19 protein-coding genes are annotated in these 25,159 nt (G+C 47.3%); 13 read left to right on the forward strand and 6 right to left on the reverse strand.

The genetic code is table 11. From position 1 onward, the window contains the following. The first annotated feature begins 117 nt into the window (after positions 1-117). The 9 genes from GCU85_RS05435 (at position 118) to GCU85_RS05475 (ending at position 11,765) form a co-directional block, all read left to right on the forward strand. Positions 118-4,038 (forward strand): phosphoribosylformylglycinamidine synthase, encoded by a 3,921-nt coding sequence (locus GCU85_RS05435; RefSeq protein ID WP_152810151.1) that lies wholly within the window; start codon positions 118-120, stop codon positions 4,036-4,038. Positions 4,039-4,073: 35 nt separating this feature from the next. Further along, positions 4,074-5,594: an amidophosphoribosyltransferase gene (gene purF / locus GCU85_RS05440; RefSeq protein WP_152810153.1), complete on the forward strand. Its 1,521-nt coding sequence runs from the start codon at positions 4,074-4,076 to the stop codon at positions 5,592-5,594. Positions 5,595-5,735: 141 nt separating this feature from the next. Beyond that, positions 5,736-6,749, forward strand: a complete 1,014-nt coding sequence (gene purM / locus GCU85_RS05445) for a phosphoribosylformylglycinamidine cyclo-ligase (RefSeq protein WP_152810154.1) — start codon at positions 5,736-5,738, stop codon at positions 6,747-6,749. Further along, a complete protein-coding gene (gene purN / locus GCU85_RS05450) occupies positions 6,746-7,321 on the forward strand; it encodes a phosphoribosylglycinamide formyltransferase (protein WP_152810156.1) in 576 nt (191 codons plus the stop codon). Before purM ends, purN begins: the two co-directional genes overlap by 4 nt. 22 nt (positions 7,322-7,343) lie before the next feature. Further along, positions 7,344-8,636, forward strand: a complete 1,293-nt coding sequence (gene purD, locus GCU85_RS05455) for a phosphoribosylamine--glycine ligase (RefSeq protein ID WP_152810158.1) — start codon at positions 7,344-7,346, stop codon at positions 8,634-8,636. A gap of 94 nt (positions 8,637-8,730) precedes the next feature. Further along, on the forward strand, positions 8,731-9,843 hold the full coding sequence (mnmA, locus tag GCU85_RS05460) for a tRNA 2-thiouridine(34) synthase MnmA (RefSeq protein WP_152810203.1): 1,113 nt from the start codon (positions 8,731-8,733) through the stop codon (positions 9,841-9,843). Then, positions 9,833-10,561 (forward strand): DUF489 family protein, encoded by a 729-nt coding sequence (locus GCU85_RS05465; RefSeq protein ID WP_152810160.1) that lies wholly within the window; start codon positions 9,833-9,835, stop codon positions 10,559-10,561. Before mnmA ends, GCU85_RS05465 begins: the two co-directional genes overlap by 11 nt. Positions 10,562-10,710: 149 nt before the next feature. Further along, positions 10,711-11,445 (forward strand): ferric reductase-like transmembrane domain-containing protein, encoded by a 735-nt coding sequence (locus GCU85_RS05470; protein WP_218110562.1) that lies wholly within the window; start codon positions 10,711-10,713, stop codon positions 11,443-11,445. Positions 11,446-11,510: 65 nt separating this feature from the next. Further along, positions 11,511-11,765 (forward strand): hypothetical protein, encoded by a 255-nt coding sequence (locus GCU85_RS05475; RefSeq protein ID WP_152810162.1) that lies wholly within the window; start codon positions 11,511-11,513, stop codon positions 11,763-11,765. A gap of 29 nt (positions 11,766-11,794) precedes the next feature. On the opposite strand, the gene GCU85_RS05480 is transcribed toward GCU85_RS05475, so the two are convergent. The 4 genes from GCU85_RS05480 to GCU85_RS05495 form a co-directional block, all read right to left on the reverse strand. Beyond that, positions 11,795-12,127, reverse strand: coding sequence for a hypothetical protein (locus GCU85_RS05480; protein WP_152810164.1), 333 nt, complete (start codon positions 12,125-12,127; stop codon positions 11,795-11,797). Positions 12,128-12,155: 28 nt separating this feature from the next. Next, the gene (locus GCU85_RS05485) at positions 12,156-12,494 is read right to left on the reverse strand and encodes a DsrE family protein (RefSeq protein ID WP_152810166.1); all 339 of its coding nucleotides are present in this window, start codon (positions 12,492-12,494) and stop codon (positions 12,156-12,158) included. A gap of 116 nt (positions 12,495-12,610) precedes the next feature. Further along, positions 12,611-14,419 (reverse strand): TRAP transporter permease, encoded by a 1,809-nt coding sequence (locus GCU85_RS05490; RefSeq protein ID WP_152810168.1) that lies wholly within the window; start codon positions 14,417-14,419, stop codon positions 12,611-12,613. A gap of 316 nt (positions 14,420-14,735) precedes the next feature. Next, positions 14,736-15,689, reverse strand: a complete 954-nt coding sequence (locus tag GCU85_RS05495) for a TAXI family TRAP transporter solute-binding subunit (RefSeq protein ID WP_152810170.1) — start codon at positions 15,687-15,689, stop codon at positions 14,736-14,738. A 183-nt stretch (positions 15,690-15,872) separates the two neighbouring features. Here GCU85_RS05495 and GCU85_RS05500 point away from each other — a divergent pair, with 183 nt between their 5' ends. The 4 genes from GCU85_RS05500 (at position 15,873) to GCU85_RS05515 (ending at position 22,202) form a co-directional block, all read left to right on the forward strand. Beyond that, positions 15,873-17,114: a uracil-xanthine permease family protein gene (locus GCU85_RS05500; RefSeq protein ID WP_152810172.1), complete on the forward strand. Its 1,242-nt coding sequence runs from the start codon at positions 15,873-15,875 to the stop codon at positions 17,112-17,114. 92 nt (positions 17,115-17,206) lie between these two features. Further along, a complete protein-coding gene (gene apbC, locus GCU85_RS05505; protein WP_152810174.1) occupies positions 17,207-18,262 on the forward strand; it encodes an iron-sulfur cluster carrier protein ApbC in 1,056 nt (351 codons plus the stop codon). A 144-nt stretch (positions 18,263-18,406) separates the two neighbouring features. After that, positions 18,407-18,979, forward strand: coding sequence for a dCTP deaminase (gene dcd, locus GCU85_RS05510; RefSeq protein WP_152810176.1), 573 nt, complete (start codon positions 18,407-18,409; stop codon positions 18,977-18,979). 64 nt (positions 18,980-19,043) lie between these two features. After that, entirely contained in the window at positions 19,044-22,202 is a 3,159-nt protein-coding gene (locus tag GCU85_RS05515; RefSeq protein ID WP_152810178.1) for a mechanosensitive ion channel family protein, read from the forward strand. Positions 22,203-22,281: 79 nt separating this feature from the next. Here GCU85_RS05515 and GCU85_RS05520 read toward each other — a convergent pair whose 3' ends face one another. Further along, a complete protein-coding gene (locus GCU85_RS05520) occupies positions 22,282-23,538 on the reverse strand; it encodes an FAD-dependent oxidoreductase (protein WP_152810180.1) in 1,257 nt (418 codons plus the stop codon). 56 nt (positions 23,539-23,594) lie between these two features. Continuing rightward, complete coding sequence (gene hldE / locus GCU85_RS05525) at positions 23,595-25,064, reverse strand: bifunctional D-glycero-beta-D-manno-heptose-7-phosphate kinase/D-glycero-beta-D-manno-heptose 1-phosphate adenylyltransferase HldE (protein ID WP_407944975.1); 1,470 nt, start codon at positions 25,062-25,064, stop codon at positions 23,595-23,597. Positions 25,065-25,159 lie beyond the last annotated feature (95 nt).

A 25,159-nucleotide genomic window follows, 5' to 3' on the forward strand; every position in this document is an offset into this window, starting at 1 on the left:
CGTCATGCGCTCGCGAATTTGCAGGTCGTATTTTTGACTTTTTCACTGTGACAACCCTAGTGGTTATGTTAGAATTGCGTTTTGAATCATCGAGGCGATGTTGTAAGTTACCCTGCCATGAATTTACGAATTTTTCTAGTTAAAAAAGCGGCGTTTCAAACCGAAGCCGTCGCATTACTCAATGATATCCAGCACACGTTGCATTTGCCCCAAGTTAAGCAACTCACTATTTATGATGGCTTTGATGTGTTTGGGTTGCCGTCTGATTTCGCCGATAATGATGCCACCGTTAATAATGCCGCCGTTGATTACCGTGAGGCATTAATTTGGCAAGTGCTGGGTGATCCGACCACGGATGATTTGCTGGATCAATTGCCAGATGATTTATCAGGTGATTTATCAAGTGAAGGGCGCTTTTGCCTATCCTTGGAATATTTGCCTGGGCAGTTTGACCAACGCGCCGATGCCGCCGAGCAAGCAGCGCGCCTAATTAGCGATGCGTTGGCAGATACTCGTATTACCTCGTTCAAAACGTACTGCTTTACAGGGCAACTCAGCCCGTCTGAGCGTGAAAAAATCACCCGCTACTTATTAAACCCAGTTGATAGTCGATTAAAAGACCTCAACCGTTTGGTCATCGATGATGTAACGCCAGCCGACCCCGTTGAGGTTATTGCCGGCTTTACGGCAATGGACGCGCCCCAATTGGCGGCGTTTAAGGCGTCAATCGGGTTGGCGTTAACCGATGCCGATATGGCGTTTATTCAGCAATATTTTCAAGGCGAAGGGCGACAGCCCACCGAAACCGAGATTCGGGTATTAGACACATACTGGTCAGACCATTGTCGGCATACCACGTTTTTGACCGAATTGTCATCGATTACCTTTAACGCGGGGCCGTTGCAAAAACAACTACAGGCCAGTTTTGATGCGTATTTGGCCGCTCGCAATGCCGCAGGTATCGCCGCGCGTCCGATAACGCTGATGGATCTGGCGACCATTAATGCCCGCCATTTGCGTCACCAAGGCCAGTTGGATAACGTGGAAATTTCAGACGAAATTAACGCATGCTCGGTGTTTGTTGATGTGAAAGCTGGTGCTGAGACTGAAAAATGGTTGTTGCAATTTAAAAATGAAACGCATAACCACCCAACAGAAATTGAGCCTTATGGCGGTGCTTCGACTTGTTTAGGTGGGGCAATCCGCGATCCCTTGTCAGGCCGCGCGTTTGTTTATCAAGCGGTACGTGTGTCGGGGGCGGCTAGCCCACTAGAGCCCGTTGAAAAGACACTGCCGGGCAAGCTGCCACAAATTAAAATTACCAAAGGTGCCGCGCAGGGATTTTCGGCTTATGGCAATCAGATTGGCGTGGCGACCACGCAAGTTGCTGAAATTTATCACGAAGGATACAAGGCTAAGCGCATGGAAGTCGGTGCGGTAGTGGCGGCAACCCCTGCGGAAAATGTGGTGCGCCAAGCACCGACACCAGGCGATAAAATTATTTTATTGGGTGGCAAAACAGGGCGTGACGGCTGTGGCGGTGCCAGTGGTTCTTCTAAAGCGCATACAGCCGAGTCATTAGAAAAGAGTGGCGCCGAAGTACAAAAAGGCAACCCGCCTGTGGAGCGCGCCATCCAACGGTTATTCCGTGATCCGTCGGTTGCCCAGCAAATTAAAAAATGTAACGATTTTGGGGCAGGGGGTGTTTGCGTCGCTGTTGGAGAATTGGCCGATGGGCTACTGATTGATTTGGATCAAGTGCCGACAAAATATGCAGGACTCTCGGGGACGGAGTTGACGATTTCTGAATCTCAGGAACGCATGGCCGTTGTGGTTGCGCCAGAGGCGGTTGAATCGTTTATCGCCGCTTGCCAGCGTGAGAATACGTTGGCGGTGGTGATTGCGGAAGTGACCGAAGAAAAGCGTATGGTAATACGGCATCAAGGGCGTGATATTGTTAATTTGACGCGCGAATTTATTGATAGTGCGGGTGCGCCACAGTCGCAACCGACGGTGGTGGTACAAGGTGAGTATGGTGAGTCACCGTTTGTCGGTGCTGCTTTTGCTCAAGCAAGCGGTGCTGAAACCAATGAATCCAACGAAACCAATGAAACGCATGCAGGGACTTGCACGGATTTGCTGGCACGCCTAGGTGAATTAACGAATGCATCACAACGTGGCTTGCAAGACATGTTTGATAGCAATGTCGGTGCCAGCACGGTATTGTTGCCGTATGGCGGTAAAACACAAAACAGCCCAGCAGAAGGGTCTGTGCAGTTGCTACCCAAGGCTAACACCTCGACAGCCTCGGTGATGACGTATGGATTTAATGCCGATATTGCGAGCTACAGCCCCTATTTGGGCGGTGCTTATGCCGTCGTTGAAAGTGTTTGTCGTCAAGTCGCCCTTGGCGCGAATCCTGCCGATATTCATTTGAGTTTTCAAGAATACTTCGAGCGCTTGGGCGATAACCCTGAAAAGTGGGGCAAGCCCTTTGCCGCCTTGTTGGGTGCATTTTCTGCGCAGTCCGCCTTTGATTTGGCGGCCATTGGCGGCAAAGACTCCATGTCGGGTTCGTTTGGCGAATTGCATGTGCCACCAACGCTGATTTCGTTTGCTGTGTCTGCGATGGACGCAAGCCAAGTGAAATCCAGCGAACTGAAAGCGCCGAATGAATATATCTATTTATTACCGCATACACCCAACGACGATGGCACACCTAATTATGGGCAGTTAAATCGTCATATTCGCTGGTTAGCCTCGCAGACTGCGCTAACGAGTATCATCACAGTCAAGCAAAGCGGTGCCGCAGTTGAGCTAGCCAAAGCGGCATTTGGCAATGAAATTGGCTTTGCTATTAAGGGCGATGAATCTGCGTTATTTGGTATGGGTTATGGATCGTTTGTTCTGTGCAGCCCAAAACCGCTTGAGTCAGTGGATTTGGCGTCCGAGTTGGTGCATTTGGGGCAGACCACGGGCGATAAAACGGTCGTTGTTAATGGCAGGCACTATACGCTAAAAGACTTATTGGCGGCTTATTTAGCACCATTAGCGGCGGTTTTCCCGTTATTTCCTGAGGTTGAAAAGCAAACGGTTGTTTCTTATGCCGCGCCTGAAAAATCAACTGACTCGCTGTCTGTTCATCTCGCCCAGCATACGACCAATCAGGCGGCCAATCAGGCAGGTAATCAGGCGGCTAGGCCAGCGGTTAATTCCCCCCGAAAACCGTTGTCTCGTTCGGTTAAGCCACGAGTGTTCATCCCAGTTTTCCCTGGGATGAACTCGGAATACGATATGGCCAACGCCTTTGCGCGTAATGGTGCAGAGACTTATCAACAGCCTTTTGTGAATTTGTCGAATGATGCCACTAGTGCCTCGCTATCGGCGTTTTGCAAGGCGTTGGATAATAGCCAGATTTTGGCGTTGTCTGGTGGGTTTAGCGCAGGCGATGAGCCAAATGGTTCGGGTAAGTATATGGCGATGGTACTGAAAAATGCCGCAGTACAAGACGCGATAGCTCGTTTTTTAAGCCAAGGTGGATTGATTCTCGGTATTTGCAATGGATTTCAAGCATTGGTCAAGTGTGGCCTGTTACCCTATGGTGAAATTCGTAACCGAACCAGTGCTGATTTAACCTTAGCGCACAATAACAGTCACCGCCATATCGCGCGGATTGCGACGACTCGAGTTTGTCACAACCGTTCGCCTTGGCTAGCGCATTTTAACGCAGGGGACTTGCACGATGTGGCCTTTTCGCACGGCGAAGGCCGCTTGGTGGTTGATGAAAATCTGTTGGCAACGTTGGTTGCACGGGGGCAAATTGCCACGCAGTATGCCGATGTAGCGGGGCAAGCGACTTTGGACCCACGATTTAACCCCAATGGCTCGACAGCAGCCATAGAAGGGCTAATCAGCCCTTGTGGACAGATTCTAGGTAAAATGGGGCATAGCGAGCGTTATGCGCCACATTGCTACAAAAATTACCCGCATTTTAGGCCGCAAAATATCTTTGCTGCAGGCGTTGCGTACTTTAAATGACGTTTTCTAGTCACTATTCATTGAGATAATTAAATATGTGTGGAATTGTTGGGATTGTAGGGCATAGTTACGTAAACCAAACGATTTTTGATGCATTGACCGTGTTGCAACATCGCGGTCAAGACGCAGCAGGTATTGTAACCAGCGATGGAAGCAAGTTTTTTATGCGCAAAGACGTGGGTTTGGTCAGAGATAGCATCCGCACGCGCCATATGCGCAAACTCGTAGGGAATTTAGGCATCGGGCATGTGCGTTATCCTACGGCAGGGACTTCTGATGCAGCAGAGGCGCAGCCGTTTTACGTGAACTCTCCGTATGGTATTGCGTTGGCACATAATGGCAATATAACGAACTCAGAATCGTTACTCAGCACCATCAATGAAACCGACATGCGCCATATCAATACGGATTCAGACAGTGAGATTCTACTCAATATTTTTGCCCATGAATTGCAATATTTAGGGGCCAAAAAACCCAGCGCGGATGAGATTTTCCAAGCAGTGACCATGCTGCATCAGCGCGTGACAGGCGGGTATGCCGTGGTTGCCTTGATTACAGGGTTTGGTGTGGTAGCTTTTCGAGATCCGCATGGTATTCGCCCGTTGGTTTATGGCTGTCGCGAAACGCCGCATGGCACTGAATATATGGTCGCATCAGAGAGCGCTGCGTTGGATATTTCAGGGTTTACGCTGGTGCGGGATGTCGCCCCAGGCGAAGCCATTTTTATCACAAAAAAGGCCGAATTATTTACCCAGCAATGTGCATTGAATGCACGCAGTACGCCGTGTTTATTTGAATACGTGTATTTATCGCGTCCTGATTCGTTGATTGACGGGGTGTCTGTTTATCACTCGCGCATGGCGCAAGGGGTTAAACTAGCTGAAAAAATAAAACGCTGCTGGCCTAAGCACGACATTGATGTGATTATCCCGATTCCTGAAACCAGCCGAACGGCGGCAAACGAGATGGCGCGGCATTTAGCGATTGATTTTCGCGAAGGGTTTGTCAAAAATCATTATATTGGACGCACATTTATTATGCCTGGGCAGGCGCAACGCCAAGATTCTGTTCGTAAAAAACTAAACCCCATCCGCGCCGAATTTGAAGGCAAGAATGTGCTGCTAGTCGATGATTCGATAGTGCGTGGCACGACCTCTAAAAAGATTGTCGCGATGGCGCGCGAAATGGGTGCGAAAAAAGTTTATTTTGCATCCGCCGCCCCTGCTGTTCGCTATCCGAATGTGTATGGTATTGATATGCCAAGCGTTGATGAGCTAATTGGGCATGAACGTGATGATGCGGCGATTGGTCAAGCCATTGGTGCCGATAAAATCATTTTTCAAGATCTAGCCGATTTAAAAGCTTCCGTGACAGAATTCAATACCGATATTGAAGCATTTGACACCAGCGTATTTGATGGGCATTATGTAACAGGGGATATTGATGAAGCCTACCTCAAATCAATCGCGGATAAGCGTAGTGACAAAAAAAAAGCACAGCAGCTAGAAATGGTTTATCACTGTGACTCGGGTGGGCTGCAGCAAAATATTGAATAACACAAAATGCGGCGGTGGTATTCGTTGCGGCATGTAATTGTGGCATATACTGTGGCATGTATTGCAGTATGGCAACAAGGTATGATAAATCAAGGCAAAATCAGCCAATAATCAACCAATAATCGATAGTAAAAGGTGGATATGAGTATTACATACAAAGACAGTGGTGTTGATAAAGAAGCAGGCTATGCGCTAGTCAACAAGGCGAAGCAGCATGCGAAAACAACGCACAATGACCGTGTTTTAAATGGTATTGGCAGTTTTGCCGCGCTTTATGATATGCAAGGCTATCAGCAGCCCGTGTTGGTTTCAGGCACTGATGGCGTGGGGACGAAATTAGCCGTGGCGTTTCAGCAAAATCGTTATGACACCGTTGGGATAGATTGTGTGGCGATGTGTGTCAATGATATTTTGTGTCATGGCGCTACGCCGTTATTCTTTTTGGATTATATTGGTTGTGGCAAGCTAGACCCTGAGCAAGCATCCGATTTGGTGGCAGGTATCGCCGAAGGCTGTCGCCAGAGTGGCTGTGCCTTAGTCGGTGGAGAAACCGCCGAGATGCCAGGCTTTTACAAAGACGGTGATTATGATATTGCGGGGTTTGCCGTCGGTGTTGTTGAGCGCGATGCGATTGTTGATGGCAGCGCGGTTAAAGCGGGTGATAAAATCATTGGTCTGGCCTCTTCTGGCTTGCACTCTAATGGATTTTCATTGGTGCGTAAATTGTTTTCTGATTTATCAGAAAACATTGATGGGCAAAGCGTTGGTGAGCGGTTATTGACGCCGACAAAAATCTATACAGCCGCTGTGCTGGCGACATTAAAAGCGCACCAAGTCAAAGGGATGGCGCATATTACGGGTGGCGGGTTAACTGAAAATATTCCTCGTGCGTTGCCAGCAGGGCTTTGCGCGCAAATCGACTCGAAAAACATCCCAACCCAACCGATTTTTCAGGCCATCGCTGCGCGTGGCGTTGCAACAGACGAGATGTGGAATACCTTTAATATGGGCGTTGGGTTTGTTATGATAGTGGGTGAGGAGGCGGTCAAAGGGGTGATTGCCACCCTGAGTGCACACGGTGAATCAGCCTTTTTACTAGGGGATATTAGCGCAGATATGACGGAAAATGCACAGCAACCTATCGTGATAGTATGATACCAGAAATTGTTGTACTCGCCTCAGGCGGCGGGAGTAATTTTCAAAGCCTTATCGATGCCATTGAAAGCGGCGCACTTAATGCGCGCATTCGATGCTTGATTGTCGATCGTGATTGCGGCGCAATTGCGCGCGCCAAGCAGCACAAGATTTCGTATTTTGTCTTGGATCGATATAACCACCCTGCGCTTAATCTCAATGCTCAGGCAATTTTGTGTCACAACGTGCATTTGATTGTCTGCGCGGGGTATTTGAGCATTCTACCGAATAGTTTTTTGAATATGTTTGCCAATCAAGTCATCAATATTCATCCCTCATTGCTGCCAAAGTATGGCGGTAAAGGGATGTACGGGCTGAAAGTCCATGATGCGGTCATACGTGCAGGCGAAAAAGAAACAGGTTGTACCGTGCATCGGGTCGACTCGGGGCTTGATACGGGAGAAGTCATTGCCCAAGAAATTGTTGAGGTCAGTGTGCTTGATACGCCCGAGTCACTACAGAAAAAAGTGTTGGATAAAGAACATCAGTTACTGCCTGAAACAGTCAAGCGATTACTCAATGAATTAAATTAATTAGTAAAACTTAAAAATAACGATGAAAATATTAATTATTGGTGCCGGCGGGCGCGAACACGCACTGGCGTGGAAATTTGCCCAAGAGACAAAAGTAAACCATATCTACGTCGCCCCCGGTAATGCTGGAACGGCGACCGAAGCAAAATGCGAAAATATCGCGTTGACAGCGCCAGACGAATTAAAGCAATTTGCATTGGATGCACAAGTTGACTTGACGATTGTTGGGTCAGAAGCCCTTTTAGCCGAAGGCATTGTCGATGATTTTCAGGCAGCTGGATTGGCTATTTTAGGACCACACCAACGCGCCGCCGCGCTAGAGTCCAGTAAAGCTTTTGCCAAAACATTTATGCAAAAATACGGCGTAAAAACAGCGGATTATCAGGTGTTTACCGATGCGGTGTCTGCGCGAGCCTATTTGCAGGCCGCCGACTATCCGATTGTGCTCAAAGCCGATGGCCTCGCCGCGGGTAAAGGGGTCATCATCGCCGAAGACAAAGCGATGGCATTAGCGGCGGTAGATGCGATTATGACTGAAAAAATATTTAACGACGCAGGAGATAAACTGGTCATTGAACAGTTTATCCAAGGGGTCGAAGCCAGTCTGTTGTGCTTTACTGATGGGCGCACAATTTTGCCGCTGAAATCCGCCAAGGATCACAAAAAAATTGGCGAGGGAGAAACCGGTCTCAATACGGGTGGCATGGGGGTTATCTGCCCTAATCCGTACGTGACGGATGACGTTTATTCTGCATTTGTTAGCGATATTTTAGCGCCGACACTCAGCGGGTTGCAAACCGAGCAAATCGAATTTTCAGGGGTGATATTCTTTGGATTAATGATTAATGCTGACGGTGTTTATTTATTAGAATACAACATGCGTATGGGAGACCCTGAGACACAAGCGGTATTACCATTATTAAACACCCCGTTGACGGATTTAATCCAAGCCGCATTGGATAAGCAGCTGGATACCATGACATTGGATTGGCAGAGCGGGGCAACGTGTTGCGTTGTTGCTGCGGCTAATGGCTACCCTGAGTCCTATCGCAAAGGCGACGTCATCACAGGGCTTAATGGATTAGACGCGCAATCGCACGCGTTCATCGCAGGGGCAGAAAAGCGCGGCGCAGAAATTGTAACGAGTGGTGGGCGTGTTTTGAATATTTTATCCCGTGGGGACAGTTTGTCTGACGCGCGTAGGCTAGCCTACGAAAATCTTCAAAAAATCCATTTTGATGGTATGGTGTACCGCCAAGATATTGGCGACCTTGCTGGCATGACTGACCTTGCTGATATGACTGATGCGAAATAAAGCCCTGACGTGTGTGTATGGTTGCCATGTCAGATGGGTAACTATTCGTATTTGTCGGTACGTTAGCTAGCGACAGGGAAAACCGTCGGTGAATTTGACTAATTTTTTACCCGATAAAAACCAGCGCATTGTCGTTGGCATCTCGGGTGGTGTTGATTCTTCGGTGGCCGCTTATTTGCTGAAAAACGCAGGCTATGACGTGCATGGCGTTTTTATGAAAAATTGGGAAGAGACGTTTTCTCCCGGCTATTGTACGGCTGAAGATGACGTGTGTGATGCCAAAGATGTCTGTGAAAGCATTGGTATTCCGCTACATACGGTTAATTTTTCCAAGGAATACGAAGCACGTGTTTTCTCACATTTTTTGACCGAATATCGCGCAGGACGCACGCCAAACCCTGATGTACTGTGTAATCGTGAAATTAAATTTTCAGAGCTTGCGCACTTCGCTAAGCAGCTGGGCAGTCGCTATGTGGCAACAGGTCATTATTGTCGTCGTGTCAATATTGGCCATGATGCGGCGTTGTTTCGCGCATACGATACCAATAAAGATCAAACGTATTTTTTAAATGCGATTACCCAGCAACAACTACAGATGGCGCTATTCCCTTTGGGTGATATGGACAAGCCGCAGGTGAGAAAGATGGCCGCCGCCGCTGATTTAATCACCTCAGACAAAAAGGACTCGACAGGGATTTGTTTTATCGGTGAGCGCAATTTTAAAGCATTTTTGCGTCATTATTTGCCCGCACAGCCTGGCTTAATCGTGACACCATCGGGAGAAATTGTCGGGGAGCACGATGGTTTGATGTATTATACGATAGGACAACGCCAAGGGCTGGGGATTGGTGGATTGGCGAATTATGATGACACGCCGTGGTTTGTTTCTGATAAAAATTTAGAAAATAATCAATTGGTTGTCGTGCAAGGCACAGAAAATCCGGCATTGTATAAGTCGTGTCTCATCGCTGGTCAATTAAATTGGTTGCGCAAACCAGCCGTTGATGGAATGACATTGACCGCAAAAACGCGCTATCGTCAGGACGACCAACCGTGTACAATACGCTATTTGACAAATGACAAATTGTCAGTAAGATTTGATACGCCGCAGCGGGCGCTCACATTGGGTCAGTATGTGGTGTTTTATGACCAAGCAGAGTGCTTAGGTGGCGGTGTGATTGAGGAGACCTTAGTAGATGACAAATGAAGAACAGCAAGTAATTGGATTAGCGGGCGCCATGCAGGCAATTTGCATGGTAAATGACATTGCCAGCACAGGGGCTTTTGGTGAAAGTGAAGCATTACCCATACTAACTTCGATGGCGACCTATAATCCGACTGATGCATTGACCGCTTACGGTGGTGATGTGCGTTTATTACGCCACGGTTTATTGTCGTTGCAACGGTTGTTTAATCAAAATATCAACCGTGATATTGCGCAATACATCATGATGATACTAACGATTGAATTAAAGCTCGTTAGAAGCGATTTTATGCGTGAAAAACTGCAAAATGGGATGCAGTCGATTGCCAGTGATTGGCGTGCTAAAATCGCCGAAAATGAAGAAAAAAATGAAACAAATCAAAATGAAAAAGACGAAGGCGAAGACGCGTTTGATACGTTGTTAGAGGAAAAAGAAGCGAATCCACTCTATGTGCATGCAAGCATGCTAGAGCAGCCGCAATTCATCACGCAATTTGCCGACTTATACAAAGAAACGGCCAGTAAAACAGAGCCGCGCATTATGGTTAAAGGGCATCATGAACATCTGCAAAATGACAATAACGCCAACTATATCAGGGCATTGTTGTTGGGGTCATTGCGTGGTGCGTCATTCTTTCGTCACTATGGTGGCAAACGATTGGACTTTATGCTGCGGCGTAAGCAGTATCTGGATATTATCCAAGCGTTTAAAAATGGGTAATGCACGGAAAAAATGAGCGCTATCTACTTCGGCAGTCAGTGTTTGTAGTATCAATATTGCCCTCGGTTTATTATTATATTCCCCTATGGTAGTCTGGTTGCTATGTTGGTTTCTATGTTTTTAAAAAAACAAAAGATTAGGTTTAATTGATGCCCGTAACAGAAAGTAAAACACGCAATCTAGTTACACCAACTACCAATCTAAAGCGAACCGCAATTAGGCACTTGCTTGTCCTAGTATTAGCGGCGATTTCTGTTTATGGATTTTCTTTTGTGCATGATCAATTAAGCGCGATGCATCGTTGGAATCGTGCGGCTGGTGATGCGGCAGTTTTATTGTTGGCGCTAACGATGATGCTAGGTGCATTACCGCACTTTTTTCGTGCGGGCGCCAAGTGGATTACTTGGCGGCGCGAGTTAGGTATTTATTCGGTTATCTTAGCGATTGTACATACGGTGATTATTATCGTTGGCTGGGTTGAGTGGGATTTTTTCCGCTTGTTTGGTTTTGAGTTTCATCCGATTCATTTGAAATACGTGATGGTGCAGCATGGTTTTGGGTTAGCAAATGCGATAGGTGTTCTTGCGCTGGGGATTGGTTTTATTCTGTTGGTGACATCAAACAATCGTGCTGTTCGTACCCTTGGCGCTTCTGTTTGGAAGCGCCTGCAAATGATGGCGGTGATTTTTTGGACATTAGTCGTTGTACATGTTGCCTATTTTTTGTACCTACATTTTCTAGACTATCGTCGCGGGATAGCACCAGACCCCAATGCATTACAAGTGTGGTTCGCTGGGTTGGTTTTGTTCGTTTTTATTATTCGTAGTGTTGCGTTTTTTCGGATTTTTCGCGCGAAGTCACTGAGTCGTAGGCTAAAAAGATAATTTACAGGGCTTACTTTTTCTCGTAAAATACCCCGTCGTTAATCAATAAATACTCGGGGAATGCCATGAAAAAAGGTAAACAAACGGCAGTGCCAGCGACGCGCTATCGTAATCCGTTGGCGACCGCTGCCATCATGAAAAAAGGCGGTAGGCACGAAAAAAGCCACAAAGCCCACCGGCTAAAAAATAAAGCAGCCATTAAAAATACGCTTAAAACCATGTCAGATAAACACTCACATGGTTTTTTTTATGCGTTTTTTCGGCAGATTCCATTTGCATTGCAAATACGACGGGCTAACAGGTGTGTTAACGGGCGTTAACGGACGTAAACGCTAAAAATAACAGCGCGTTAAAAAGAAAAGTGGTGCTTTGCTAATGAGGTAAGCGTATCTAAACTGGCGGATTGGCTGTGGCAACTAAAGAGCGTGATGCACGATTCGCTAAAAATGGGCACTTTGAATTCACCAATCATGTTCCAAGTTTGTTCAATGTCGGGTTTTGGGTTGGCTTGCAGCGCTGTTGCATTTTGTGTCGAGATATAAATAGCGGTTGAGATATCATGTGCGGCACTGACCAATGCAATATCCAGCCATTCTTTTATTTGTTCGGGGCTATCGGGTTGCGTGATAGAAACCAGCGTTGTGTAAGTTGCGCTTGGGTTGTCGCTTGGATGATGAGGCATTATATCGGCTATTCTAGGTCATGGTGGGTCAGTAAACACGGATTTTTTCAGCAGCGGTGGTTTCCACAATAAATTGTCCTAGGCCTTTGAAATGAAAGTCTTCTTGGCCCAGTTGGCTGATTCGATAATTGCGGCGCTGAAAGGCGGCACTGCAAATGTGTAGGGCTATATCGGCTTCGTCAGCTAAATCAATCATGTCTTGGAAATTGTCACTATGCTCGTCTAGGGTGCCGATTGCGGTGGCATCGCCGTAAAAAAATACCTGTGAGATGGTGATTTGTGCGGCAATATCTGTGCAGAGTTGTACCAACGCTTGATTAAAACGTGGGCTTTCAACAGGGGCTGTAATCATGTAGGCATAGTGCATAACGCCTCCTTAGTTCAGCAGGCCAGTAAGGGGGAATGCGCCTGCTATTGTCGGTTTAATGTTAGTTTGCAATGCGTTTATAATGCGCTTATAGTCACCTTGTAATCAACTGATGGTCAGTTTAGTAACGTCAAAAAGTCTAACGGGATAAGTAAAATCGCAACCCCTAAGAAAAACAAACTGATTGCTTTAAGCGATAGTTTATCAGTTAAGGCCATAATTACCAATAGGCAACCGAATCCTGCTTTGAATCCTGCCATCAAACTAAGCAATGGTGTCTGCCCAAAAGTCAGCAACTGTGGATTGGTAGCAAACGCCATCGGTAATAAGTAAAGCCCTAATCCTAGTCGCATGGCATGGACTGCCACCTTAGTCCAATCGGCATTAGCCATGGTCGCGGCGATAAAGACGGTGCCACAGACAGGCGGTGTAATGCAGGATAGCAGCGCATACCAATAAACGAATAAATGGGCGGTGAGTTGCGGCATGCCAAAACTGAGCAATATCGGCTCCGCAACCGCGATACAAATAATATAGGCGGCAGTGGTTGGGATTTCCATGCCGAGGACAAGGCAGGTCAGCGCGGTTAGAATAAGTGCGACCGCATAGATGCCCGCAGAGAGCCCCAGAATACCCGAAGCGATTTTAATGCCCAGCCCCGTTTGGTTAAGAATGCCAATGATAATACCGACGCAAATAATAATTGATGCCATCATGGCGATTTGTTGGGCTGCCAGCATCATGCAATCAATCACGCGGCGACCATATTGCCATAAGGATATTTTGCCAAAATCGGTGCCAATCAGTAAAGCGATTGCAGCAAATGCAGCAAGCCCCGCGCCGTATTGTGGTGTTTTTTGCGTGAAAAATAGCATGAATAATAAAATGCTAAAAGGAATTAAGAAAAACGGCAGTAGACGAGTAACGCTAGGCCAATCAGGGAGCTCAGATTTGGGGACGGGCTGTAAGTCGTATTTAGTTGATAGACGATCAACCCCAATCCACGCAATCACAAAAAATAAAATTGCGGGAACAAATGCCGCTGCCATGATGGTGGTGTAGCTGGTTTGCAATAACTCAACCATGACAAAAGCCCCTGCGCCCATGAGTGGCGGCATGATTTGTCCGCCGGTTGATGCCGTTGCCTCAACAGCGGCAGAAAGTGGTGCCGGGTAGCCTAGGCGTTTCATTGCGGGGATAGTAATCGCACCAGTTGATGCCACATTGGCGGATGCTGAGCCAGAAATTGAGCCAAATAGTGCCGACGATAAAATAGCCACTTTGGCCGCGCCTGCGCGATAATGGCCAGCAAGGCGTTGTGCGAGTGACATAAAGGCGGTGCCACCTAAGCCACAGCTAATGGCCGCACCTAAAATAATAAAAACGGAAATCGTGTTGACCGAAGTCCCCGTTAACATGCCCCACAGCCCCGCTTCGGTTATCGTCAAGTCACCCAAAATCGCTTCAAAAGGAATATTGTGTCCGAGGTTGCCAGGAATATGGCGACCAAAGGCGGCATAAGCTATCGCGCACAACGCCACGATAGGGAGCGCTGCTTTGATTTGACGGCGCGCCATCTCTAGGGTGATGACGAGTAGAAGCCCTGCACCAATTAGCTGTGCGTGGCCGTATAAAATACCATATTGCTCAACGACCTCGTTTCGATTGATGGCAATCCACGCGAGGATAATAACCGCCACAACCCCCAACGCATAGGAAAACAAACGATACCACAGGGGTTTGTTGGCTAATTGTTGCACTGAAAAAAATGCCCACGGCACCGCAAATAGCATATGCAGGGGACGTGTGATTAAATTTGGTAATAATCCTGAAAAAATAAGCCACAAATGAAAAACCACCGTGATAACAGCGAGTGTGGCGAATAATTGTTGGGTGATTGGATGGGCTTGTTTGTAGTGGCTCATGGGCTGATGCGGTGGCTAGGTTGTTATAGTGGGACAATAAGACGCGATAATAATAAAACGGGACAAGACATGAAAAAGATAACTATGAAGTAAGTATAAAGCAATCAAAGGCAAGCGCCAGCCGTGATCAAATCTTGGCTGGCGTGCTTTGTGGTTAGCCTTATAGGCTTATCAGTAGGCTGCTTATCAGTAGGCTGCTTATCAATAGATTACTTATCAAGGGGCTGCTTTACAATGGACTACTAAAGTGACTTGTTCAAGACGAGAAAGCCAGTCTATCCAAGCAACCAACCAATCAATCAATCAATCAGTCAATTTACTGCGGCGTGACGCTCGCATCAATGGTAAAGCCTGCTTCTTGGTAGTACCGCATAGCGCCAGGATGGATGGTTGTTTCAGCGTTATTGATAAGTTCAGCTTGGACGCTATCCCACCATTTATTTTTCTCGCTGAGCGCGGTTTTTGCTTCCCAGTAGTTTTTGGTCAACGTGTAGGCAACCTCATCGCTGGTCTCTGTCGTGGTGTAAACAATGACGGGCAAGGTAATCGAAGATACGTCATAGTCAACGCCTTTGTAAGTACCCGCTGGGATGGTTACCACTGGGTCGCCGAGTTGCGTCAACTGTTCTGGCGAAGGTTGTAACAAGCGAATCGGCAATGCAGTAGACACTTCAACGATATTCGGTGTTGGCCATGACGACGCGGTCGTAAAACCATCGACTTGGCCATTTTTCATCGCTGGAATCGCGGCATTTAATTCGACATCGACAAATTCAACGCCTTCGATGCCTAATGCAGCTAATACTTCTTCTGTTTTTCTAGAAGAAAACGACCCCTTGCCGATGACATATTTTTTGCCTGATAAGTCTTCTAGTGTTTTGACGCCAGACGCTTCTGATACGACAAATTGCATGTTCAAAGAAGGAATAGGGAATAGGGCGCGAATGTCGTTAAATTTTTCACTGGCTCGAAAGGGTTCTTCGCCCATTTTGGCTTGTTTGACTAACGATGGTGGTGTGGTGAATAGATAGTTTTGTCCGCGTCTTGGTACTTCACTGACGTTTTGTACCGAGCCTTGGCTTTCCTCTACGGTGACGGAGATATTGCCGTCAGTAGCGGCTTTGATGGCTTCGGCATACTGTACCGCCATTTGGTAGTAAGACGAAGTGGATTTGGCTGATTTATAAGTGACCTGTGTGGTTTCGGCCACGCTGAATGAAAAAGCGCTGGCAACCAGACAGCCCGAGATGATAGCAAAAGATTTACGCATAAGAAGACTCCTAGTTAATGGTTGTTAATTGTTATTAGGTGGTGATAGGAATGGTCATTATAACCACAATTCATGTCGATTTAGAATAGATAATTCGTTTTTTATACGAACTTTTGCAAAAAATTCGGTATGATGTCGAGAGTAGCATCATTGACTTGTTTAAATCATAAATGAGAGGAAAACATGACGTCTAGCAATACAGATTATGTCTTTCGACTAAAGGATATCGTTACAGGCGCACAATTTTTATTTGTGGCTTTTGGTGCGTTGGTATTGGTTCCGATACTCACGGGGCTAGACCCAAACGTTGCGTTATTGACGGCAGGCATTGGTACGCTGCTGTTTCAGTGGGTGACCAAAGGCAATATTCCCCCCATTTTTTTGGCAAGTTCGTTTGCCTTTATTGCGCCAATTCAAGTGGGTGTTGCACAGTGGGGAATTGCGAGTACTTTATCGGGGCTAATGGCCGCGGGTGTTTTTTATGTCATATTGAGTGTATTAATCCGCATTTTTGGCAAACAATTTATTCATAAACTGTTGCCTGCGGTGGTGGTTGGCCCTGTCATTATGTCTATCGGGCTAATTTTGTCGCCAGTGGCCGTTAATATGGCGTTAGGCAAGACGGGCGATGGGGCGCAACAGTTAGTTGCACAATCGATTGCGTTACCACTGGCTGGGTTGACGTTGGCGGTCGTTTTGTTGGTGACTTTATTGGCACGCGGTTGGCTGAAATTAATTCCTATTTTGGTTGGTATCGGTGTCGGGTATGTGGCGGCTATTGTGATTGGTTTAGTGGAATTTACGGCGGTATCGGAGGCGGCTTGGTTTTCGCTGCCGCAGTTTACGACACCAAAGTGGCATTGGGGCGCTATTTTATTGATTGTCCCAGTTGCGCTTGCGCCAGCGGTAGAGCACATTGGTGATATGCTGGCCATATCGAATGTGACGAAAAAGGATTATTTGCAAAAACCAGGCTTACATAAAACCTTATTGGGTGATGGTTTGGCAACGATGGCTGCTTCGGCGTTGGGTGGTCCGCCAAATACCACGTATTCAGAGGTTACTGGCGCGGTTACCATGACCAAGGCGTTTAATCCTGCAATAATGACTTGGGCGGCTATTGTGGCGATTAGCTTGGCGTTTTGTGGCAAGTTAGGGGCATTGTTAACGACCATTCCGATTCCAGTGATGGGCGGGGTGATGCTGTTGTTATTCGGTATGATTGCGGCGATTGGCATCAAAACAATGGTGATGCAGCAGGTTGATTTGGATTGCACGCGAAACTTGGCCATTGTCGCGATTGTGTTAGTATTTTCTATCGGTGGCATGGTATTTAATTTTGGTGAGATTAGCTTTGGTGGGATTGCGTTAGGTGCTGTTTTTGGCATAATGCTAAACTTGGTTTTGCCTAAGCCGAGGCAATAAGTACAGGGCAATAAGTACAGAGCGATAAAGTCAAGGCAATGAATCTAAGGCAATAAAATCAAAAAAAATAGTGAATAAAAAAGAGGGGTACGATGGTATCAATTAACATCCAAGAGCTAGAGAATATGGCGCTCAACGCCGACGTGACACGAGTTGGTGATATTGCACAATTCAAACAAATGGGTGACCAGATCACGGTGACATTGGGGCTTTACAGCCATGCACTAGAAACCCAGCTGGAGCAGCTATTAGCACACCGTTATCCCGGGCTAAAGGTCACGATAGCTACGCGCGTTGAAGCGAAAAAAACGCAACCCAACACGGTTGCCAAAAAAGGCGTGAAAAATATCATTGCGGTGGCGTCTGGCAAAGGCGGTGTCGGAAAATCGTCAACGGCGATTAATTTAGCATTGGCGCTTTCTCAGTTTGGTGCGCGCGTTGGGCTATTAGATGCTGACATCTATGGCCCTAGCCAGCCGACGATGCTAGGTAAACAAACACGCCCCGAAATGCAAGATGATAAAACCATGCGACCGGTTATCGCACACGGATTACAGACTAACTCAATTGGCTATTTGGTCGATGGTGATAGCGCGATGATATGGCGCGGTCCAATGGTGACGGCTGCGTTGCAGCAATTGCTCAATGACACGGCGTGGGATAATGTCGATTATTTATTGATTGACTTACCACCAGGTACTGGCGATATTCAGCTGACGATGGCGCAAAAAATGCCAATTACAGGTGCTGTGGTGGTGACGACACCTCAGGATATTTCGTTGATTGATGCCAGACGTGCCGTGGCGATGTTTAATAAAATGCAAATCGATAATTTGGGTATCATTGAAAATATGAGTACCCATATTTGTGAGCAGTGTGGGCACGAGTCGCCAATTTTTGGACACGAGGGTGGGCAGCGATTGGCGGCGCAGTTTACGATTCCTTTTTTAGGCGATGTGCCGTTAGACAGACGATTGCGGGAAAGCTTAGACGCAGGTTTGCCGTTAGTCAGTGCAGAGGCGGACCACCCGATTAGTCAGCGTTATCGTGATATTGCGATGAAAATTGCGATTGAAATCGCAAAAAAGCCTAAGGGGTATAGCCAAGCGTTTGGTAAAATTGCGGTAGAAAATAAACCCAACCAGTAAACGGCGGTCTGTTATCGTGGGTAGTGCCACGAAATAGCAGATAAAAATTGATTGAAGACAATTGACTGAAGACAATCAACTGAAAATAATTGACTGAGCAGTCATTTGACGAGGCAGTCACTGGATTAATACGAGGCATTAAGAATGACAATTAAAAGCGATAAATGGATAAAAAAAATGGCAACCGAACAGGACATGATTTCGCCGTTTGAAGCAGGGCAAGTTCGCGTCGGTCACGACGGTAAAGCGGGTGGCATTTCTTATGGTACGTCGAGTTATGGCTATGATGTCCGCTGCGCCCGTGAATTCAAAATATTCACCAATATTAATTCATCGGTGGTTGATCCGAAAAATTTTGATGAAAACAGCTTTGTGGATATTGTATCTGACGTTTGTATTATTCCGCCGAATTCCTTTGCTTTGGCGCATACGGTTGAATATTTTAAAATTCCACGCGATGTGCTGACTATTTGTTTGGGGAAATCGACCTATGCGCGTTGCGGTATTATTGTTAACGTGACCCCGCTAGAACCTGAGTGGGAAGGCCATGTCACGCTAGAGTTTTCGAATACTACCCCATTACCTGCCAAGATTTATGCAGGTGAAGGCGTTGCCCAGATGTTGTTTTTTCAATCAGATGAAGTTTGCGACACCTCTTATAAAGACCGCGCAGGAAAATACCAAGGGCAAACAGGCGTGACATTACCCAAATCATAACTGAGACAATAATCGAGGCAATAAACGAGACAATAATGCCAGTTGACATGAACGGTAAGGATTTATGCGGATAAAGGGCGCAGGGGCTGTGGCGAATGTCGGATTTGTCGCCAGAAAGCTTGGTGCGGCACTTGTGCGCTTGGTAATGCTTGCGGTAATGCTTGCGGCAATGACGGCAAGTGCGCAGGATACGCAACCTGACGCCCCTCAGCAATCGACAACGCAGCAATCGACAACCCAGCAACCCACAACCCAGCAACCCGTGTCTTCGACAACGGCATCGCTTGTCGATAAAATTCAACAAATTACTGAGTTGGCGGGACAAATCGAGACAGACTTGGCGCAGGCTGATACACTGATGGAGCAAGCCACTGTTTTAGAATCGCTTCCCATTGATGCGGCGACAATTGAATCACGAATTCAGCAGCTAACTAGCGACACAGTAACGCTGCAGCAGATGGCACAAACCAATGAAATTAATGACAAAGTTGATAATTTTTGTCAGGCGTTGCAGCAGCACAATCAAACCTTGACGCAAGCAAAAACACGGTATTATCAAGCGAACGATATGCTGGTGTCTGTCAATCAGCTGCTAGATAATCCTTTGAATAAAAACCAGTTGTCTGTGGAGAGCCTGGCGCTTCACCAGCGATTGATCGAGCAGCTGCCTAATACGCTGACTGCGCTAGAGACCCAGCTTGGGGCATTTCAGTCACAGTTTGCGCGTTGCCAACATGCTAGTGACGTGCTGACACGTTGGCAACAGGCACTAAGCGCTGCATTATCGCGTCAACAAAGTCCGTCTGGCAATGACCTGAATAAAAGGCGGTATCATGAAACACAGGCACAGTATAGCGCACAGGCGGCGGCCTTATTAGAAAAACTGCGACAGCAAAACCAATCCATGACGCTAACTGAAATCGCGGATTTGCAGGGTGAAATTTATCAACAATCCTTATTGGCAACGCTATCGGAAATGGATAGCCAGATTGCGGATATTCTCACCCAAGAAGCCTTGATGTTAAGCCATCGGGGTAACCTCTCCGCACAATCACTAGAACAAATGAGCGCCCGCCTTAACGAGGTTAATAGCGCTATTTCCGCCTTAGAGAACTTGCAAAAAACACTGGTACAACACGCACAACAATACAGCGCACGCAGTGAAATTGTCGGTGAGGACGAGCTAATCAGTGCTGCATTGGCGCTGCGTAAAAGAACAATTGATTATCAATTGCTACAGCTGACGGCGAGCGCTGAAGCACTCGGTCAGCAAGTCGCGAATAAAAAACAGCAGAGCTTATTGGTACAAACCGATTTTTATCATCCACAAACACTGCGCGCGGCTTGGCAGCAAGTGCCTTCTTCGTTGGCGTTAATTGCCTTTCAAGTAAAGATTAGCGTACAAAACCTATTCAAAAAAATGACAGAAAATATCGCCAAGACGGCTTTGTTGCTGCTTGGTTTGCTGGTGTGTCTGTTGATTTGGATTAAATTAAGCCAACGGCTTGTTTGGGGTGCGAGCAAAACAACCCTTGCCAAACTCACTAATATCCAATCTCCCAATGCTCAATCCACCAATGCCCAATCCACCAATGCCCAGACCGCTAACGTCCAACCCCAACGAGGCATGATTTATTTGCGTGACCTGCACCTCATTGGGGTGAGTCTATTGATAATGGGCTTGGTTTATGGGGTTCGCTTGTTGTCGCCAAGTAGCGGTATTATTTATAGTTTGATGATGGCGTTGATTGTGGTCGTTGCTATCAATGCGCTAAGGCGGGTTGAGCAGCGTTTATCGATGGTTTCTCGCGTTCAATGCCGATTGCGGACAGCGATGCTGTCTTTGTTGCTGATTATTGCGGTTCTGCTGGTGCTTGCCAAACTGAGCTTGGCAGAACGTTGGACCGTAATGTTATTTGAGCGTTTGTTTTTATTGCTGTTACTGGTGTCAATGCTGATATTTAAGCCGTCGTTGCACGTTTACTTGCGCCAACTAAAGACCACGTTGAGCGAACGCAGATATCAACTATACCGATGGCTTATTTTGGGGCTGCCGTGGCTGGTTATCGCGACCTGTGTTGTGGGGCTGTTGGGGTTTGGTTTACTGGCCTGGGCGGTACTGATACATATGGTTGCCATTTTGGGCAGTCTATTGTTGTTGCTCGTTGGCTTAGCTGGCATCAATCGCCTGCGCAAAAAAATGAAATTGCTAAGTATCAAGCAATTCACTTATGGTGCCTTTATTGCGCAAGATATCGTCTCACCCATTGCAACGTTGATGAAACTGGTGTGGTTTGCTTCGGTCGTTTGGGGGCTGTTTGCGGTCATGCAGTGGCAGGCAGATAGTCTATTGATTAATCGGATGTTAACGATACTCAATTATCCGCTAGTCAATCTAGGTGACAGTCCAGTGACGCCGTTGAAAATTTTATTACTGATGTTGTCATTTTATGTCGTCGTACGAGTGGCAAAATGGTTTAAAACGTTTAGCTATCACTGGTTATTTATTCGTATCAAAGATTTAGGTGTTAGGCAGTCGCTTGCGATATTTGGTCAATACTTTATGGTCTTGGTCGGATTGTTGATTGTGCTCAATACGCTGGGTATTGATTTGACCTCGTTGGTCGTCTTTGCAGGGGCATTGGGTGTTGGTATTGGATTGGGGTTGCAAGATATTGCCAAAAATTTCATCTCAGGCATCATTATTTTGCTTGAACGCCCGATGCGAACGGGCGACTGGGTGGGCGTTGGCACGCATGAAGGAATAATTAAATCGATTGGTATGCGGGCAATTACGATGCAAACGTTTGATAAGCAGGAGGTTATCATCCCCAATGGCGATGTGATTAGCAACAGCTTTACTAACTGGACACACAGCGATAGCATCACACGCACCGTATTGTATGTCGGCGCAAGCTACCGTCATTCACCCGATGAAGTCATGGCGCTATTAAACCACGTGATTGATACCAATGAATCGATACTGGCAGACCCAGTGCCAGAAGTCGTCATGTGGGAATACGCAGACTCGGCAATTACGTATCGCCTGCAGTATTTTATTGATTTAGATAAGTCGCCGTTATGGGGAACTAAAACGGCGGTATTGCGTGAGATTTGGCATCAGTTTAAAGCGCATAATATTGAAATTCCCTACCCACAACGCGATATTCATTTCCGCAATTTGTTGGCGCATAAGGTTTTGGACGAGGGTGGCGATAAGTAAAGTAGATTTGTTGCTTGTTGTTAATTCGGTGAACAAATAATTAGACTCTGCAAAAAAGATTGGCAAAAATGATTGTAATTTAATTGCATTCCCACGGGTAGTTGGCGATGCGTGGCGTGGCAAAGGTGGGGGGCGCGGTGTGAGCGGTGTTTGTCTGAGGTGGGTTTGTTGGAGATAGCCTCGCTACCATGGCTACAATGGCATCAGCGAGCATAGGCGCCATGGCCAGCTTGGTCGGCCATGCAACGATTGTCTGTGAGTCGCTATGTACGACAGGCGTATCGGGGCGATTGCCTGCATGGCTGCCCTCGGCACGATCCACAACAAAGCTTGCGAATGGGCATTGACTAAAGTCTAACCAAGGGAAAATCGCCGTTAATTCTTTTTTTGCGAGGGTTATGGTTTCGCTGTCGCTTAAATGCGCGCCAGTCTCTGCAACGTGCCCCCCGAGATACCAAATATTTGTCTGTTCGTCATAGGGGTGGGTGGTGATGGTGAGTCTGGGTTTGTCCGAGGCCGCTAAAACATGAAGGTATAACTGCCCAAACGTCTTGGGAACGTGGGCATACACCATGCGTAACGGACGAATTTGTTGGTTGGCTGTGTCGTTAGATAAGCTGGCGTTGGCTTTGCCAGCGGTATAAATGATGTGCGCTGCCTTGACGGTCAATGTGGTATTGGCGGTTTTGATAGAAACGATTTTGTAGTCGCCATTGCCATCGCCATCGTTATCGGAAGCACAATTGTTATCGAAAGTGCTATCGCAAGCGTTATCAGCCTGAGGGTGTGCGAGCTGCCATTTTGCATCTGTGATGATGTGGTGGCGGTAACGGTTCGCAAAGCACATCAGCAGGGATTTGACATCGAGGACAGGCTCGTTTAGCGCATAAAAATTGCCTTGGCACTGGTGGTGCTGTAGCACTGGGGGGCGATCCGCGGTCGGTATTTTTGTCACATGGCTTTTCATTAAGTGACTGGCAAAAAACCCCGTAACACGGCTGGATAATTGCGGTAACGCCCATAGCGTTTGGGCTTGGGTATGACAGGTGACGTCGCCTAAATCCATCTCACCGTTACCAGCAAGACAATCGCGCCAGTAGTCTGGCATGCCCGCGATTTGACGCTGGGCGTTGGTCATTTTTCCCAGCAGGGCATATTTGGTGCCACCGTGGATGATGCCTTGGCTATGGATGGTTTGTCCGCTGCCTAGTGCCGATTTTTCAACCAACAAGGCGCGGTAGCCTGCGTTGGTGAGTTTGGCAAGCGTCCATAGCCCTGCGATGCCGCCGCCAACAATGAGCGCATCAATTGTCATGGGTGTAGATTGCTCAGTCATCGTGTTTTATTCATGGAAGTTAGTCACTTAATCACTTAGCCACTTAGTCATTGCGCTCAGTCATTGACGTCTGTGGTTTGGTTGATGCGGTTAATGGTTGCCGTGGTTGAAAACCCATCAATATAATCCATGACGAGGACTTGTCCGCCATCGTCGATAACCGATTGCGCACCAGGGATATTCTCTGGTTGGTTATCGCCGCCTTTGACCAAATAATTGGGTGCGCAGGCTTCGATAATGCGTGTTGGTGTGTCTTCGTCAAAGGCTACGACCCAATCAACCGCGCGTAGGGCAGCCAAGACGTGGGCGCGACTTTTTAGCGGATTGGCAGGGCGGTTGCTGCCTTTGAGGCGTTTGATGGAGGCATCGGTATTAATGGCGACCAATAGTCGGTCGCCAAGGGCTTTGGCTTGGGCAAGGTAAGCCACATGCCCTGTGTGCAAAATATCAAAACAGCCATTGGTCATGACGATGGTTTCGCCTTTGGCTTTGGCCTTGCTGAGCTCGTTGAGTAAGTCGGCTTCGCTGAGGTAGCCTTGTTGAATAAATCGGGTGTCGTGTAGGGCTTTGTCTAATTCGCGTGGGGTGACGGTGGCGGTACCTAATTTCCCAACCACGATACCCGCCGCCAAGTTGGCGAGTTCAACGGCTTCGGTGAGTGAACAATCAGCCGCAAGCCCCGCCGCTAGGGTTGCAATCACGGTATCACCAGCACCTGTGACGTCATAGACTTCTTTGGCTTTGGCGGCATAATGCGTTGGGGGTTGCTGATTATTGTGGTCGCTGTGGTCGTTATGATGGCTGAATAGCGTCATGCCTGCTTCGCTACGGGTGACTAACAGCGCGGATAAGCCCAGTTGTTTAATCAGCTGATGTGCCGCTTGATAAAGACTGTCGTCATCCTCGAGGTGACTACCCTGACAAACTTGGCGTAATTCGCTCATATTGGGGGTGATTAGGTCGGCGCCTTGGTACTTGCTAAAATCATTGCCTTTGGGGTCAATGAGGACTTTTTTTTGTTGTGCTTTAGCCAGTTGGATTAATGGTTGGCAGTCGTTGAGCGCGCCTTTGGCATAATCGGACAAAATGATGATATCAAAGTCAGCCACCAATTGCGCAAAGGTTGGTGCAATGGCTTCGCTAGTGCAGGGCAGCGTCTCTTGGTCAATGCGTAGTAACTGTTGGTGTTGGCTAATGATGCGGGTTTTGCAAATAGTCGGCGTGGCGTTGGGCGCATGACAAGGATGAAAATCAATGCCGTGTTGCGTCAATAGATGATGGAGTTGTTGCCCGACTTCGTCCTCGCCGATAACCCCAATCAAACTGGTTTGCACGCCCAGCGCCGAAAGGTTCATCGCGACATTGGCCGCACCACCTGCACGGTATTCGGTTTTTTCAAGGTGAATAACGGGAACAGGTGCTTCGGGGGAAATACGCTGGGTTTTACCATGTAGATATTTATCTAGCATGATATCCCCAACCACGAGAACACGCGCATGATGGAAAGCAGGAACCGATTGATTGATAGACATTACACAGTAGCCAGTTGTTGTGATTAGGTTGTTGTGATTACTGGGGCTATTTTACGGGCAAGCGCGCCAATATGCAAAAATATCGGCGT

The sequence above is a fragment of the Ostreibacterium oceani genome (genome assembly GCF_009362845.1).
In the GTDB taxonomy this organism is placed as follows: Bacteria; Pseudomonadota; Gammaproteobacteria; order Cardiobacteriales; family Ostreibacteriaceae; genus Ostreibacterium; species Ostreibacterium oceani.